Genomic DNA, 244 nt, shown 5'->3' on the forward strand with positions numbered 1-244 from the left:
GGATCGCCGAGAACGCGCCCTCGAAGGTGACGGCGTCTCCGGCCTGGGTGGCGGCGACGAGCTGCTCGCGCTCGCCTACGGTCTCCTGGCCGCGGGCGGCGAAGCGGTCGAAGGAGTCGCGCTCCTCGGCCGGCAGCGTCGCACGGGCCTCGGCCCGGGCGCGCTCGATCTGGGGGCGCTGCCCCGCGGGATTCGTGGCCGCGGCCTCGGAGTCCATGATGCGGATGTAGGGGGCGATGGCGGG

1 pseudogene is annotated in these 244 nt (G+C 75.8%); it reads right to left on the reverse strand.

Features of this window, described 5'->3' with window-relative positions:
- A pseudogene (locus KVS67_RS12710) lies at positions 1–244 on the reverse strand (alpha/beta hydrolase); the annotation flags it as partial.

This window comes from Micrococcus sp. GbtcB5, from assembly GCF_019091605.1.
Classification (GTDB): Bacteria; Actinomycetota; Actinomycetes; order Actinomycetales; family Micrococcaceae; genus Micrococcus; species Micrococcus luteus.